Below are 15,283 nucleotides of genomic sequence, written 5' to 3'. Positions count from 1 at the left end.
CTCTCTGCATGCGCCTTTTTTGTACTCTTCCCGTTCTAAGCAGGTGTATCGTATCTATCAGCTCATTATATACTTTTATTTATGCTCTTTATTATAGTAAAAGTGTTTTTGATTCGTCAATCATCTTTTCCAAAAACGCCGCTTTCTATACCGAATAGGCAGGCACCTATTGCCCAAGTTTACATATGATGCTTGTAAATGCGTAGGAGGAGGATGCACCGTGAAGAAACGATTCAGCTCTTATTCGCTGCCGCCGTGGGTCAAACAGATTCGGCTTGTATCCGTACAAGTGATTATCCCCATTTCAATATTTCAAGGGATCAGAACCATTTTCTTTCCGACAACCTTTGATGTTTTGCTGCTCGCAATTCTAATCATTTTAGCTTGTGCCCTTCATTTAGAATGGATATAAACAAACAAGTCCGCGCCATTAAGACGTGGACTCGTTTTCAGCCTGATATTTTTTCTCTTGTTCAATTTGATAAATTTTCATCAAAAACGGCTCTATATTTTTCATTTGCCAGTAGGCCTTTAATAAATGTGTACATTCATCCTTTTCATGCTGTCTTTTCCCAGTTTCATAACGGTACAGCACCTTATACACGGCTGCCGGGTACGCCATATAGCTGAGAAAAAGACTAACCTCCGCTTCATGCAAAGGGAATGATTTCGTGTAGGCATAAAACCATTCGACGCATTCTGGACAAGCTTTTGGAAATCCCCTGAACATTTTTGTATAAAAGCCGAGCAGGTCGTTTTGCGGAGGACCGACAGATGCCCTTTCAAAATTTGTAAAATACCCGGTGCCTGCATCATTATACAGAAAATGATGGATAGACAAGCTGCCGTGATTCATCACAACTCTTGAGACATCCTTTTCTTTTGCCGACTCATACCAGTCCTCCAGCCGTTCCAATGCAAAGCGCACCGCAGAAATGGTTTCTGAAAAGCAGCTTACAGCTTGGAGTTCAAATGGGGAAAGGTACCATTCCTTCTCCGCTCTATCCACAAACTGTTCATAGAACATTTTATCCTGTTCCCACTTTTTTTTCGTTTGACCGTAATAACCTTCAACATCATTACGGCTAATCTTCATTTCCTGTGCAGTTCTCTCGTGAAGACGGGCTGCTTCTCTAAATAAATAAGTATGTTTTTGATCCTGTTCTTCCTCTTGGTCAAATTGGAGCCAAGGCATTAAATAATAGGAATCTCCTGATTGTACACCAGCCGATAAAAACGCACCGCTATTTGTTCTGTAAACGGGAACAAACGAACGAAAACCTTTTTCCTCAATCGCCACCATATGATCTGTAAACTGTTTGCTGCGAACCGATTTCAATTTTTTCAGGGCAAATATACCGTAGTCTGTATACACTTTCCATACAAGAGGACTGACAGGCTCAATAAATTGAGCAGTCAGTCCGTATTCCTGAAGAACCGATTGGGTTTCTTCCATTCCATTCACCACATTTTCCAATCGCTTACGACTTACGCATGGCTATGTTTATTTTGAGGAATATAAAGGATTTGACCTGCTTTCAATTCATCATCCAATGCTAAGGAATTCATCCTGATCAGCTGCTGGGAGGTAATTTCATACCGTTCACATAAACGCTCGATCGTGTCTTCCTGCTGAACAATGCATATTTTCATTCTCGAAAATTCATCCTCTTCTCTCGTAAAGAGCTTTGTTAAGTAAAGAGAATTATTACTTTCATTTGCTTGAGGCTCTTTCTTTTCAGCAGCAGGAGCAGTCCTAGGAACAGCCTTTGGTTTCTCCCTTTCAGTTTCTGAGGCATTAGGCTGCTGGAAGGATTGAAGAGAAGTTTCTTCCTCAGGTTCTTCAGCCGGCGGTATTTTCCTCACTTCAATCTGAAAACTTTCCTCCCCTTGTTCTTCCTCTTCCAGCAGCTTAGGCGCTGAATAAAAAGAAACCTCATCTTCATGTTCAGGCAGGAAGGTTCGGTATGCCGGTGCAGACTCTTCTTCTTGAGATGTCTCCTCCTTCAAGCTTGCTTTTTGATTATGATGAAGCTGTAAAGCGGCTTCGTCATTCTCCGCCTGTGGAGCTGAGGAAGATTTTCCCTCTCGGCTTTCTTCAATGGAAGATACGGCCTGAGATTCAGTCTCCAGAGCTTCTTCAGCTTTTTGACGGAATTCGGATTCAATGCGCGTCGGTTTTTCTGTTTCTTGACGGTACGCAGGTTCAGTATGCTCCCGGTTTTCTGTTTCTTGACGGAATGCCGGTTTAGCGTGCTCCGATTTTTCTGTTTCTTGACGGTACGCAGGCTCAGCGCGCTCCCGTTCTTCTGTTTCTTGACGGAGTGCTGGCTCAGCGCGCTCTCGTTCTTCTGTTTCTTGACGGAGCGCTGGTTCAGCGTGCTCCTGTTCTTCTGTTTGTTGACGGTACGCAGGCTCAGTGTGCTCCGGCTCTTCTGTTTCTTCATTTTGAGCCTCTTGGCGCAATGCATATTCGAGAATAGGTGACACTGGCGCCTCAGAACTCACAGTCTCTGCCTGCGGTTCGGCCTTTGCTGCAGGGTCTGCTTCTTCGCGAACATCTGCACTTTCAGCTGCTGACTCTGGCGGTTCATTTTCTGCTTTCACGATCTCTTGATCCTCTGTTTCTAAAGCATCATCTTCCTCTAATTCCGAATCTTGACGGCTCTCCGTTTCCCTCTTTGCAAGTTCTGCCGGGCATGCCTCGTCTTCCACGCCTTCTCGCGTCTCTCGTTCTGAAAAAACTGATTCTAGGTTAAGGTTAGCAGATTCTGCTTTTTCTGTTTCCAGCTCTTCACGAAGCCCAGCTTCCGAGATAAATAGTTCTGGCGATTCGGCTGTTATTTCATTCTGCAGAACCCCTTCTGTTGCCCTTTGCATCGGCGGCTCTGAAAGCTCTTCCTCTCTGAACGCCGCGGAAGCCTCATATAGAGGAATCTCCGGCTCCTTGTCTGCCGTATCATCCAGAAGCCCTTCGATCGCTAAATCAGCCTGAATCGTTAAAATGCGCGAATCTGTTAACTGATAGTCAAATGCGTCAATAAAGACGAAGACATCCTGTAAATGACTCACTTTATTTTTCGGAATGGTAATATCCACAGGAAAACAGTGAGCCAGCTCAGCACTTCCATCCGCTCTCTTTCTTACTTCTTCAACAAACCGCTTATCAGTATACATTTCTTCGGTATGTTTGTTTTGATCTATGTTGTACTCACCTGTAAGTTCAAGCGATCCTCTGATTGATACATAATCATTTACTTCCTGAACCCTAATATCAGGATCTAATGAAATAGAAAGCAGTTCAGAAACTTCCTGTCCTTTTTGGAAATAGATCGATTCTTCTACAGAAAATTGCAAGCGATGATTTTGCGGCAAGTTCATATCCTCCTTTCATCTAATCCTTAAAATTAGATGTCACTAAAGGTGTATGTATGAACTGGGGGAAATATGAGTGGACGGACACAGAAAAAACCGGTACAAGGCTGTCCTTGATACCGGTTTTTCTTTTATCCGCGGCTGATTTCAGCAAATACTTTCTCAGCTGCCTGAATTGTTTTTTCAATATCTTCATCAGTGTGGGCCGTTGAAAGGAAAAGCCCTTCGAATTGTGATGGCGGAAGGAATACACCTTCATTTGCCATTCCTTTGTAATAGTTAGCGAACAGCTTCAGATCAGAAGCTTTGGCTGTATCATAATTGATAACAGGCTCGTTAGTAAAGAAGAAACCGATCATTGAACCTGCGCGGTTAAAGGTATGCGGAATGCCGTGAGTCTCGGCCGCTTTTGAAATACCTTCTTCCAGTCTGTCACCTTTTTTCATAAAATTCTTATAGGAGTCAGGTGTCAGCTGTTTCAATGTCTCTAAGCCAGCTGTCATTGCAAGCGGGTTGCCTGACAATGTGCCGGCTTGATAGATCGGACCGCTCGGAGCGATCTGCTCCATGATTTCTGCCTTTCCGCCATAAGCGCCGACAGGAAGTCCGCCCCCGATTACTTTTCCTAAACAAGTGAGATCAGGCGTTACGCCGAAATAGCCTTGGGCACAGTTATAATCAACCCGGAAGCCTGTCATCACTTCATCAAAAATCAGCAGAGAACCGTATTGCTCAGTGATATCACGCAGACCTTGCAGGAAGCCTTCTTGCGGCGGAACAACGCCCATATTTCCGGCAACAGGTTCTACGATCACACCGGCAATGTCTTCACCGAATTGCTGGAAAGCAAGCTTTACACTTTCTGCATCATTGTACGGAACGGTGATGGTGTTTTTCGCGATACCCTCAGGCACACCAGGGCTGTCAGGAAGACCGAGAGTGGCCACACCTGAACCTGCTTTAATTAAGAGGGAATCGCCGTGGCCGTGGTAGCAGCCCTCAAATTTTAAAATTTTATTGCGGCCCGTATACCCCCTTGCTAAACGGAGGGCACTCATTGTAGCCTCTGTGCCGGAGCTGACCATTCGTACAATTTCTACAGATGGCACACGATCAATGACGAGCTTCGCCAGTTCATTTTCCACTTCAGTCGGAGCGCCGAAGCTTGTCCCATATTCAGCCACTTTTTTAAGGCTCTCTACAACACGGTCATTTGTATGGCCCAAAATGAGAGGTCCCCATGACAAGACGTAGTCGATATATTCATTTCCATCAATATCATAGATTTTCGAGCCTTTTCCGCGTTCCATAAAAATCGGATCCATGTTTACCGATTTAAATGCACGAACGGGGCTGTTCACACCGCCCGGCATGAGTTTTTGCGCTTCTTTAAAAGCCGTTTTTGATTTTTCATAGCTTCTCATCTGCCTCAACTCCTATCAACTGAATAAAATTACTCTGCAAGCCATTTCGCTGCGTCTTTAGCATGATACGTAATAATCAGGTCCGCGCCTGCACGCTTCATACTTGTCAAAATTTCTAACACGATTTCTTTTTCTTTGATCCAGCCATTCTGCGCTGCAGCCTTCACCATTGAATACTCCCCGCTAACATTATAAGCGACGAGCGGTAAAGTAAACTCATTTTTCACATCGCGCATGATATCCATATATGAAAGTGATGGTTTGACAATCAAAAAGTCCGCGCCTTCCTCGACATCTGATTGCGCTTCGCGGAGTGCCTCCATACGGTTGGCAGGGTCCATCTGATATGTTTTGCGGTCCCCGAATTGCGGTGTGCTGTTTGCTGCATCACGGAATGGACCGTAAAACTCACTTGAATATTTCACAGCGTAGGACATGATCGGAATATTGATGAATCCTTCTTTATCAAGAGCTTCTCTGATCACTGTAACAAATCCGTCCATCATGTTTGAAGGCGCAATGATATCCGCCCCTGCTTTCGCTTGGCTGACAGCCGTCTGCGCTAAAAGCTCCAGTGATTCATCATTTAGAATTACGCCGTCTTTGACAAGCCCGCAATGGCCATGATCAGTGTATTCGCATAAACATGTATCAGCAATAACAACCATCTCAGGGAAATGTGTCTTAATTTCGGTAATGGCTTTTTGGACAATGCCGTGGTCATGGTACGCTTGCGTTCCGCAATCATCTTTTTCTTCAGGTATGCCGAACACGATGACCGATTGAATACCCAGTTTAACCAGCTCTGCTATTTCATCCTTCAATAAATCTAATGATACATGGTAAACATCAGGCATCGACGGAACAGCTTTTCTGCCTTCAAGCCCTTCAACGACAAAAATTGGATAAATAAAATCCGATGGGTGTAAACGTGTTTCTTTTACCATCTCTCTCATTGTTTTTGATGCCCGCAGGCGACGGTGTCTGTTAAATAATTGACTCATATTTTCTCTTCCTCTCTTGACATGCTGCACATTAACTCAAGCATGCCATCTATTGTAAATGTACTAGGCGTATGAGATGTAATGCCATATGTCAGCAGTGCGTCTCTTGTTAAAGGTCCGATGCTGATACATGACGTCTTGTTCGCCTGCCACTGTTTCAATTCTTCACCTAAAACATGCATAAACGTATGTACGGTTGATGAACTCGTAAATGTCACATAGTCAAAGGAATATTGGCCCGCAGCTGCTTTTAATGCCTCGATGCCTTCTTCATCCGGAATTGTTTCGTAAACAGTCCATTCCTTTACTGCAAAGCCGAGCGGGACAAGCTCCTGTTTGATCACATCACGTGACAAATTGCCTTTCACTACTGTAATTGGTTCCGCAGGATTCGCATGCTCTTTAAGGGACTCTGCCAGCTGTTCAGCGATATAATCCTTAGGCATGACATCAACCGATACGTCATACGTTTCCAAACGGCGTGCCGTTTTTTCACCGACAGCCGCAATTTTTTTATACGCTGGAAAAATGAGTTGATTTTCCTTTAGATAAGAAAAAAAGAAGTCTGCTCCGTTCACACTTGTAAAAACAATCCATCCAGGCGCACCAAGATCCTCTTCCACTTGTTTTGCAGCATCATTCGGCAAAGCGCGGCGAAACGTAATCAAAGAGGTCAAAATCGCTTTTCCGCCCAGCGCCTCCACTTTTTGACGAAACGATTTTGCCTGTGCCTTATTCCGGGTGACAAGCACTGTTTTTCCTTTCAGCGGAAAATCATTTTCCATCCTCATCAAGCTCCTGTTTTACACGATCAATTAAATCTTTGGCTCCTTTATCAGCCATCAGAGCAGCACAGCGCTTTCCAACGTCCTCCGGATCGTTTCCGGTGACGGTTTCTTTATAAATGATTTTGCCGTCAGGAGAAGCGACAAGTCCTGTCAATTTAATTTCATCATTCTCATTTAAAACTGAGTAGCCTGCAATCGGAACCTGGCATCCGCCCTCCATCGCGTTTAAATAAGCGCGTTCTGCCAACACAGTCCGTTTTGTATATTCATCCGTAAACTGCGTAAACAGCGCCAAAAGCTCTTCATCCGATTCTCTGCACTCAATCGCCAATGCTCCTTGGCCCACAGCAGGCAAACAGCACTCTGGCTCTAGAAATTCTGTCACGACATCTTGCTTCCAGCCCATTCTGGAAAGGCCGGCTGCAGCTAAAATAATCGCATCATAATCCTCATTTTCCAGTTTTTGGAGCCTCGTATCTATATTGCCTCGAATCCATTTAATTGTAATATCAGGCCGCTCGATCAAAAGCTGTGCGCTTCTTCTTAAACTGCTTGTTCCGATGACAGCGCCTTTCTTCATTTCCGAAAGCTTTACATGATTCTTTGAGATAAGGGCGTCACGCGGGTCTTCCCGTTCAGGAATACAGCCGATCACAAGGCCTTCAGGCAAAACAGCGGGCATGTCTTTCATACTGTGCACTGCCATATCAATATCTTCATTCAAAAGCGCTTGTTCAATCTCTTTGACAAAAAGCCCTTTTCCGCCCACTTTTGAGAGCGTAACATCGACAATCCGGTCGCCTTTTGTCACGATCTCTTTAATTTGAAAATCAAATGAAGGATTGATTTCCTTCAGTTTTTGAATGACCCATTTTGTTTGAGTCATAGCAAGTTTGCTTCGTCTCGAACCTACTTTTATTGTTCTCATCGTTTTCTTTCCTCCCGAATCTGCTTGGGACATCTTTTAACTGAACCAATGGAATTGCGACAGGCTTCCAAGCAGAAAGTAATTGATCATCAGCACGAGAAAACAAGCCGTATTCCACAGTGCAGCGACCTTTCCTTGCAGCTCTTTTATCAGCCTGATATAAAGATAATAGCTGTACAGCAGCAGGACGACAAACGAACCAAGCACTTTGGCGTCAAACCAATACAGCGTTTCTAATGAGACATACGCCCAAATGACACCGAGAATCAAACTCAGCAGCAGCATCGGAACCCCGATGATATTTAGAACATATGCCATATAATCAAGCTTAGACAAATCTTCTATTCTCAACAGCCATTTTCCCCATTTTTTCTTTTTCAGCAGACGATATTGAAACATGTACAGCACAGAAAAAACGAAAGAAAGGGAAAAGGCCCCGTATGAAAGAATCGCCATTGTAATATGAATCACCAAAAGCTCAGATACCAGCTGCCCGGAAAAAGCGGCTGATTGCTGATCTGTCGGTGAAAAGGTATGGATAGCGATCAGAGAAAACCCTATCACATTTGTGAAAAACACAATAAAGTCAACTCGTAATAGCTTTGTCAGGACAAGTGACAGTGTGACAAGCACCCACGCATAAAAATAAAGCGCCTCTGTCACATTTAATACCGGAAACCGCCCCGTTACCCACATAAAATAGGACAAATACACGGTTTGCAGAGTCCAGACAATAGAAAGCAACCAGAAGGCCATTTTTCCAGCCTTCCGGTTGTGTTGAAGAAAATCTATAAAATAAAAGAGCACACTTAATGCATAAATGACGATTGTTCCTTCATTAAGCCTTGCCATTGCAGTATCAATCATTCAGCATTCACTCACTTACAAGTGGGGCAAAGCCCGCTTTTGATTCAGTCTTTTTAAAAGAATGAACCTTTTGGCTGCTTTCAACAGTTTTCATCGTTTGATGGTCCGCAGCTTCTTCAATATCAAAAATCTGCATAAACAAGGCCAGCTTTTCTTCAGAATCAGCTTCTGCCGCAAGCTCTTTCGCCTTTAAAATTGGGTCACGCAGCATTTGGTTAATGATGCTTTTGGTGTGTTTGTTCAACAGCTTTTTCTCTCTTGTGCTTAAGTGAGGCAGCTTCCGTTCGATACTTTCCATCGTTTCAGACTGAATCGCAAGCGCCTTTTCGCGCAATGCAGAAATAACCGGAACAACACCAAGTGTATTCAGCCATTGTTTGAACTCCACAATGGTTTCTTCAATTAACAGTTCAACTTTTTCAGCAGTTTCTCTGCGCTCTTTCATGTTCGCTTCTACAATACCTTCAAGGTCATCGATATCATAAAGAAAAACGCCTTCAAGATCATTCAGCGCTGGATCAAGGTCTCTAGGCACAGCAATGTCCACCATAAACAGCGGACGTCCCTTGCGAAGCTTGTTCGCATTTTCCATCATCTCTTTGGACACAACAAAATCACTTGCGCCAGTTGAACTGATTAAGATATCGGCCTCCGCAAGCGTGCTTTCAAGCTGATTTAAGCTTCTCGCTTCACCGGAGAAACGGTCTGCAAGCTCCTTCGCTTTCAAATATGTTCGGTTAATGACAGTGACCTTGCCAATTCCCTGTCCGTGCAGGTTTTCCGCAGCAAGCTCGCCCATTTTTCCCGCACCGAGGATCAATATGTGCTTACTTGAAAGGTTTCCGAAGATTTTTTTAGCAAGTTCAACTGCAGCATAGCTTACTGACACTGCGTTTGAGCCAATGTCTGTTTCAGCGTGAGTTCGTTTGCCTACTGTAACGGCCTGCTTAAACAGTTCATTAAAAATAGTACCGATGGTTTTTTCTTGCTGAGCTGTTTTAAAGCTGTCACGCACCTGGCCAAGAATCTGCGTTTCGCCAATTACCATAGAATCAAGTCCGCAGGCTACGCGGAATAAATGCTCAAAAGCCGCATCGCTTTCGTAAAATGTTAAAAACGGTGACAGCTCTTCTTTGCTTAATTGAAACCAATCAGCTAAAAACTTCTTTATATAATAACGGCCGGTATGGAGCTGGTCGACTACCGCATAAATTTCAGTGCGGTTGCAGGTGGAAACGATGATGTTTTCAAGAATGCTTTTCTCTTCTTTCAGCTGCACCATCGCTTCAGCCAGCTCATTCGGCTGAAAGCTAACTTTTTCACGCATTTCAATAGGGGCGGATTTATAATCTACTCCCACAACAAGTATATGCATCGCTTTCTTTGCACCCCCAACGTCCATTCTTTATTTATAATCATTCTAACATAGAATTTATTATTTATAATGATTATAACATAGTTTCTTTCACAAAATGTGAACAGATTTCAAAATTCTTATGCTATATTAGAAAAAGCTCCACGAAAAAGAAGCATCCCTATTGACAATACCAAAAACAGCAGAAATTCACTACACATCTGCTCTAAAAAACAAGAAGGTGATACACATGAAACAAAAATCAATTTTATTCCCTTGTCTGCTGCTTGCCGCTTCTGTATATGCATGGCTCGAAAGCGGCCAAGCCAAAATATTTTCAGGGCAGGATCAATGGCCTGTTCTCCTCATGCTGTTAGGTGCAGCCTTTGTTTATCAAGGAAAAAAAGAAACCGTCACACCGCATTTCTTTATCGGTTTGCTTCTTTTCGGGTTTGGCTTACACTTTTTCGCTAAACCAAAATGGCTATGGTGGCCGGATCATTTTGAAATGCTCGTATTTATTATCGGCTTCTCGCTTTTGGTGTCAACCGCACAGAAAAAAGAATATGTATATGAAGCGGTATCGATGATTTGTTTTTCCCTGTTTTTATACTTTTTCAAACAAATCATGGCGTGGCTTGAGTCTGTGCATATCCCGACAGCCCTTTTGAAAGAGTACTGGCCGTTTGTCTTTATAGGAATCAGTTTATTGTTATTATTGATAAAACGAAAAAAATCTATACGATAAATAAAACCGGCAGAGAATGTTCTCTACCGGTTTATCATTTTTTTGATCGCTCCCCAAGCTTCGTCTTTCCCCTTTTTCGTTTCTGAGGAGAAGAGAATCAGCTCGTCTTCTGGATCAATATTTAATGTCTGTCGGACAACCTTTGCGTGTTTATCCCATTTTCCTTTCGGGATCTTATCCGCCTTTGTGGCAATAACAATGACAGGAATACCGTAATACTTTAAGAATTCATACATCTGTACATCATCATTAGACGGCGCATGCCGTAAATCAACGATCTGCACCACTGCTTTCAAATTCTCTCGCATCGTGATGTAGGTTTCAATCATTCTGCCCCAAGCTTCCCGCTCGGATTTTGACACTTTGGCAAAACCGTAACCCGGTACATCCACAAAATGCAGCTCATCATTGATAATATAGAAATTAAGCGTTTGTGTTTTTCCTGGTTTAGATGATGTTCTCGCCAAATTTTTGCGGTTGATTAATGAATTAATAAAAGACGATTTTCCTACGTTCGATCTTCCGGCCAGTGCAATTTCCGGAAGCCCGCCCTCAGGGTACTGCTCTGGCTTAACTGCACTGATCACGATTTCTGACTTTGTGACTTTCATTTTTTCTCTCCTACTAAGGCATGTTCCAAAACTTCGTCTAGATGAGACGCCAATATAAAGGTCAGACCCTCTCTGACGCTTTCTGGAATATCCTCTATATCTTTTTCATTCTCTTTAGGCGCAATAATGGTCGTAAGCCCCGCTCTATGGGCACCAAGCGCTTTTTCCTTCAATCCGCCGATCGGCAGCACGCGCCCGCGAAGCGTGATTTCGCCAGTCATGCCGACCTCACGCGAAACCGCCCGACCTGTTAAAGCAGAAACAAGCGCTGTCGCCATTGTAATGCCAGCTGATGGACCATCTTTAGGCACCGCGCCCTCAGGTACATGTATATGAATATCATACTTCTCATGAAAGTCAGGTTCAATGCCAAGTTCTTCTGTTTTTGAACGCACATAGCTGAATGCAGCCTGAGCTGACTCTTTCATTACATCTCCAAGCTTTCCTGTCAGGATCAATTTTCCTTTCCCCGGAGAAAGCGATACTTCAATCGACAGTGTATCTCCGCCGACTGTTGTATAGGCAAGCCCTGTCACTACACCTATTTGATCTTCTGCTTCAGCTTGTCCGTATCTGAAAATACGCTTCCCGATAAAGTCCTGAAGGTTCTTTTCAGTAATCGTAATCCGTTTTCGCTCTTCAGCGACAATGGCTTTGGCAGCCTTACGGCAAATCGCAGCAAGCTGGCGTTCAAGGCTTCGCACTCCTGCTTCCCTCGTGTAGTAGCGAATAATATCAAGAATCGCTTGATCACGAAGATGAAGGTTAGTTTTTTTCAGTCCGTGTTCCTTGATCTGCTTTGGAAGAAGGTGGTCTTTTACGATTTCAAGTTTTTCTACTTCTGTGTAGCCCGCAATATTAATGATTTCCATTCTGTCTCTGAGCGGGCCAGGGATCGTGGCCAAATTGTTTGCCGTTGCGATAAACAGCACTTTTGATAAATCAAATGTTTCTTCAATATAGTGGTCACTGAAGGTGCTGTTTTGCTCTGGATCAAGCACTTCAAGCATAGCAGAAGACGGATCGCCTCTGAAATCAGATGACATTTTGTCTATTTCATCTAATAAGAAAACCGGGTTCAGCTTGCCTGCTTTTTTCATGCCTTGAATAATTCGTCCAGGCATTGCGCCGACATATGTTCGTCTATGTCCGCGGATTTCTGATTCGTCACGTACTCCTCCGAGGGAGACTCTGACAAATTCCCGCTCCATGCTTTTTGCAATTGATTTGGCTAAAGATGTTTTTCCAACACCAGGAGGTCCTGCCAAGCAGAGAATCGGGCCTTTCAGTGATTTTGTCAGCTTCTGGACAGCCAAATATTCTAAAATGCGCTCTTTCACTTTTTCAAGTCCGTGGTGTTCTTCATCTAAAAGACGCCCTGCTTCTTTCAAATCAAGCTTATCATCTGTCTCATCCGTCCACGGGAGAGCGATCAGCCATTCGATATAGTTGCGTATTACAGAGCTTTCTGCGGAACTTGACGGAATTTTTTCGTATCTGTTCAATTCCTTAAGTGCCGTTTCCTTTACATGAGCAGGCATGCCTGCTTCTTCAATTTTTTCTGTCAGCGTCTGAACTTCGCCCGTTTTACCTTCTTTATCGCCAAGCTCTTTTTGAATCGCCTTCATTTGTTCACGCAGATAGTATTCCTTCTGCGTACGCTCCATCGAACGCTTGACGCGCTGGCCGATTTTTTTCTCAATCTCCAGCACTTCTTTTTCGTTATTGATAAAATCAATGACTTTGTTCAGTCTGTCTTTAACGTCAGCCGTTTCAAGAATATCCTGCTTATCCTTTAGCTTAAGGGGCAGGTGAGAAGCAACGATATCTGCCATTCTCCCTGGCTCTTCGATATCAGTAACCGCCGCGTACGTTTCGGCTGAGATTTTTTTAGAAATTTTTATGTACTGATCAAAGTGGTCTAACAATGTCCGCATCAATGCTTCGTCTTCTGTATCTTTTGAATCATCTTCATGGGTCAGCTGAATGTCGACCGATGTGTAATCCTCATACTCGTTGTATTTGACGATTTGGGCACGCTTGAGACCCTCAACCAACACACGTATCGTACCGTTCGGAAGCTTCAGCATTTGCTTAATTTTAGTATAGGTGCCGACAGTAAAAATCTCATCTTCACCCGGTTCGTCTATCGAAATATCCTGCTGAGTAGCTAAAAATATCATATGATCATGCATCATTGCCTGTTCAAGAGCCTGAACCGACTTGTCACGTCCTACATCTAGGTGCAAAACCATCGTCGGGTACACTAATAAACCTCTTAAAGGGAGGAGCGGGATGCTGCGTTTTAACTCTTCTGCCATGTGACTGACACCTCCGTGACTTTAGTATGAACCATTATAATACAACTTTTTCATCCTTGTACAATAAACGGCATGGTTACATTTTCTATAAAACAGTCTCCTCGTAGTATACCCTTTCTTTTTGATATGAAAAAGGAAAAGATGTCCTTCATAAAAAAAACCCTATTTTAAAATAGGGTTAAACGGATTCTTTGTTGATTTCAACAGGAAACGGTTTTTGTTCCGTTGGCGGATTCACTAAAATTTCATCCAGCACTTCCTGGAATGTTTTCACTGCCATAATTGTAATTCCGTCAATCTGTTTTAAGATCGCCTGCTGATTTTCATATGGGATAATCACTTTTTTCGCACCAGACTGCTTGGCCGCTTTTATTTTTGGAATGACGCCTCCAATGGGTTTCACAAGACCGTTCAGGCTGATTTCGCCCGTCATGGCAACGGTATTGTCAATTGGGATTTTGTGAATCGCCGAAAAAATTCCTGTCGCCATTGCAATACCTGCCGACGGCCCGTCAATCGGAATTCCTCCTGGGAAATTAATATGAATATCATAATCAGACGGCTTTATTCCCATTGTCCGGAGCACCGTTAGCACATTTTCAACCGAACCTTTCGCCATGCTTTTGCGCCGTATGGATTTTGATTGACTGCCGATGCTTTCTTCTTCAGCTATTCCTGTGATATTAATGGATCCTTTATCCTGAGCCGCGGTTACACTCACTTCGATTTCCAGAAGCGAGCCGCTGTTAGGTCCATATACTGCAAGGCCATTTACAATGCCGACTTGCGGTTCGGCTCCGATTTTTTGCTCGTGCTTCGGCGTAAGCTGACTGGAATGAATGACCCATTCAATATCTTCAATTGTAATGTCTTTCCGATTCTCCGTTACCGCCATCCCCGCGGCGATTTGAATCATATTAACAGCTTCGCGCCCGTTACGTGTATAGCTTGTCAGCAGATCGAGACCCTCAACAGAAATGTTTTTTTCAATTTTATCAGCTGCTGTTTTGGCAACTGTTTTTAGTTCATCCTTTTCAAGCTCGCGAAAAAACACTTCTAAACAGCGAGATCGGATAGCTGGCGGAATTTCATTCGGCATTCTTGTCGTCGCACCAATCAGCCGAAAATCAGCCGGCAGTCCATTTTGAAAAATATCGTGAATATGATTCGGGATTTGTGTGTTTTCCTCGCTGTAATACGCACTGTCTAAAAAGACTTTTCTGTCCTCAAGGACCTTCAGCATTTTATTCATTTGAATCGGATGCAATTCCCCTATTTCATCAATAAACAGCACACCGCCATGGGCATGAGTTACAGCTCCCTGCTTTGGCTGCGGAATCCCCGCCTGTCCCATCGCTCCTGCTCCTTGGTATATCGGATCATGGACAGAGCCGATGAGCGGATCAGCAATTCCCCTTTCATCAAAACGCGCTGTTGTCGCATCGAGTTCCACAAAAACAGCCTGCTCTTTAAAAGGCGATTGATTATGCTTTTTCGCTTCTTCTAACACCAGCCGTGCAGCAGCTGTTTTCCCAACTCCGGGAGGTCCATAGACAATGACATGCTGAGGATTCGGTCCGCACAAAGCGGCCTTTAATGCTTTGATGCCGTCTTCCTGTCCGACGATATCTTGAAAGCTTTTAGGGCGGACTTTTTCGGATAATGGCTCAGACAAGCTGATAGCGCGCATTTTTCGCAGCTGCTCCATTTCCTTCTTTGATTCCTTATCTATCGTGACCTTTTGTGTCCTTTGGTTTTTAAGTAAATTCCAAAAATACAAACCAATAATGATCCCAAAAAACAGCTGAATAAATAACGCGATCCCTGTCCAACTCATGATGGTCCCTCCTGAAAAACAATTTA

General features: G+C 43.6%; 13 protein-coding genes and 1 other annotated feature (1 of these 14 only partly in view). Of the genes, 2 read left to right on the top strand and 11 right to left on the bottom strand.

What is annotated here, in order from left to right:
• Positions 1-47: a binding site (T-box leader), on the bottom strand; it reaches 176 nt to the left of the window's first position.
• A gap of 173 nt (positions 48-220) precedes the next feature.
• Entirely contained in the window at positions 221-412 is a 192-nt protein-coding gene (locus tag BTW01_RS06575; RefSeq protein WP_162102221.1) for a hypothetical protein, read from the top strand.
• A gap of 18 nt (positions 413-430) precedes the next feature.
• Here BTW01_RS06575 and cotN read toward each other — a convergent pair whose 3' ends face one another.
• The 8 genes from cotN to hemA all read right to left on the bottom strand — a co-directional run bounded on the left by cotN (position 431) and on the right by hemA (position 9,761).
• On the bottom strand, positions 431-1,456 hold the full coding sequence (gene cotN, locus BTW01_RS06570) for a spore coat protein CotN (protein ID WP_162102220.1): 1,026 nt from the start codon (positions 1,454-1,456) through the stop codon (positions 431-433).
• A 32-nt stretch (positions 1,457-1,488) separates the two neighbouring features.
• Positions 1,489-3,375, bottom strand: a complete 1,887-nt coding sequence (locus BTW01_RS06565) for a LysM peptidoglycan-binding domain-containing protein (protein ID WP_162102219.1) — start codon at positions 3,373-3,375, stop codon at positions 1,489-1,491.
• Between the two features lie 131 nt (positions 3,376-3,506).
• Positions 3,507-4,799: a glutamate-1-semialdehyde 2,1-aminomutase gene (gene hemL, locus BTW01_RS06560; RefSeq protein ID WP_162102218.1), complete on the bottom strand. Its 1,293-nt coding sequence runs from the start codon at positions 4,797-4,799 to the stop codon at positions 3,507-3,509.
• A 29-nt stretch (positions 4,800-4,828) separates the two neighbouring features.
• Entirely contained in the window at positions 4,829-5,803 is a 975-nt protein-coding gene (gene hemB / locus BTW01_RS06555; protein WP_162102217.1) for a porphobilinogen synthase, read from the bottom strand.
• Positions 5,800-6,588, bottom strand: a complete 789-nt coding sequence (gene hemD, locus BTW01_RS06550; RefSeq protein ID WP_162102216.1) for a uroporphyrinogen-III synthase — start codon at positions 6,586-6,588, stop codon at positions 5,800-5,802. Before hemD ends, hemB begins: the two co-directional genes overlap by 4 nt.
• On the bottom strand, positions 6,578-7,519 hold the full coding sequence (gene hemC, locus BTW01_RS06545) for a hydroxymethylbilane synthase (RefSeq protein ID WP_162102215.1): 942 nt from the start codon (positions 7,517-7,519) through the stop codon (positions 6,578-6,580). Before hemC ends, hemD begins: the two co-directional genes overlap by 11 nt.
• A gap of 36 nt (positions 7,520-7,555) precedes the next feature.
• Positions 7,556-8,386, bottom strand: a complete 831-nt coding sequence (locus tag BTW01_RS06540; RefSeq protein ID WP_162102214.1) for a cytochrome c biogenesis protein — start codon at positions 8,384-8,386, stop codon at positions 7,556-7,558.
• A 7-nt stretch (positions 8,387-8,393) separates the two neighbouring features.
• Positions 8,394-9,761 (bottom strand): glutamyl-tRNA reductase, encoded by a 1,368-nt coding sequence (hemA, locus tag BTW01_RS06535; protein ID WP_162102213.1) that lies wholly within the window; start codon positions 9,759-9,761, stop codon positions 8,394-8,396.
• A gap of 229 nt (positions 9,762-9,990) precedes the next feature.
• Between hemA and BTW01_RS06530 the strand changes: the two genes are divergently transcribed.
• Complete coding sequence (locus BTW01_RS06530) at positions 9,991-10,488, top strand: hypothetical protein (protein WP_162102212.1); 498 nt, start codon at positions 9,991-9,993, stop codon at positions 10,486-10,488.
• A gap of 23 nt (positions 10,489-10,511) precedes the next feature.
• On the opposite strand, the gene yihA is transcribed toward BTW01_RS06530, so the two are convergent.
• The 3 genes from yihA to lonB all read right to left on the bottom strand — a co-directional run bounded on the left by yihA (position 10,512) and on the right by lonB (position 15,257).
• Positions 10,512-11,099 (bottom strand): ribosome biogenesis GTP-binding protein YihA/YsxC, encoded by a 588-nt coding sequence (yihA, locus tag BTW01_RS06525; protein WP_162102211.1) that lies wholly within the window; start codon positions 11,097-11,099, stop codon positions 10,512-10,514.
• Positions 11,096-13,420, bottom strand: coding sequence for an endopeptidase La (gene lon / locus BTW01_RS06520; protein ID WP_162102210.1), 2,325 nt, complete (start codon positions 13,418-13,420; stop codon positions 11,096-11,098). The genes yihA and lon overlap by 4 nt, the downstream gene beginning before the upstream one ends.
• 178 nt (positions 13,421-13,598) lie before the next feature.
• Positions 13,599-15,257, bottom strand: coding sequence for an ATP-dependent protease LonB (lonB, locus tag BTW01_RS06515; protein WP_162102209.1), 1,659 nt, complete (start codon positions 15,255-15,257; stop codon positions 13,599-13,601).
• Between the last annotated feature and the right edge of the window lie 26 nt (positions 15,258-15,283).

Origin of the sequence: Bacillus sp. SKDU12 (assembly GCF_010093085.1) — a bacterium.
Lineage (GTDB): Bacteria > Bacillota > Bacilli > Bacillales > Bacillaceae > Bacillus > Bacillus mexicanus.
Note: the sequence above shows the minus strand (reverse complement) of the source record. Positions and strands in the feature narration are given on the sequence as shown.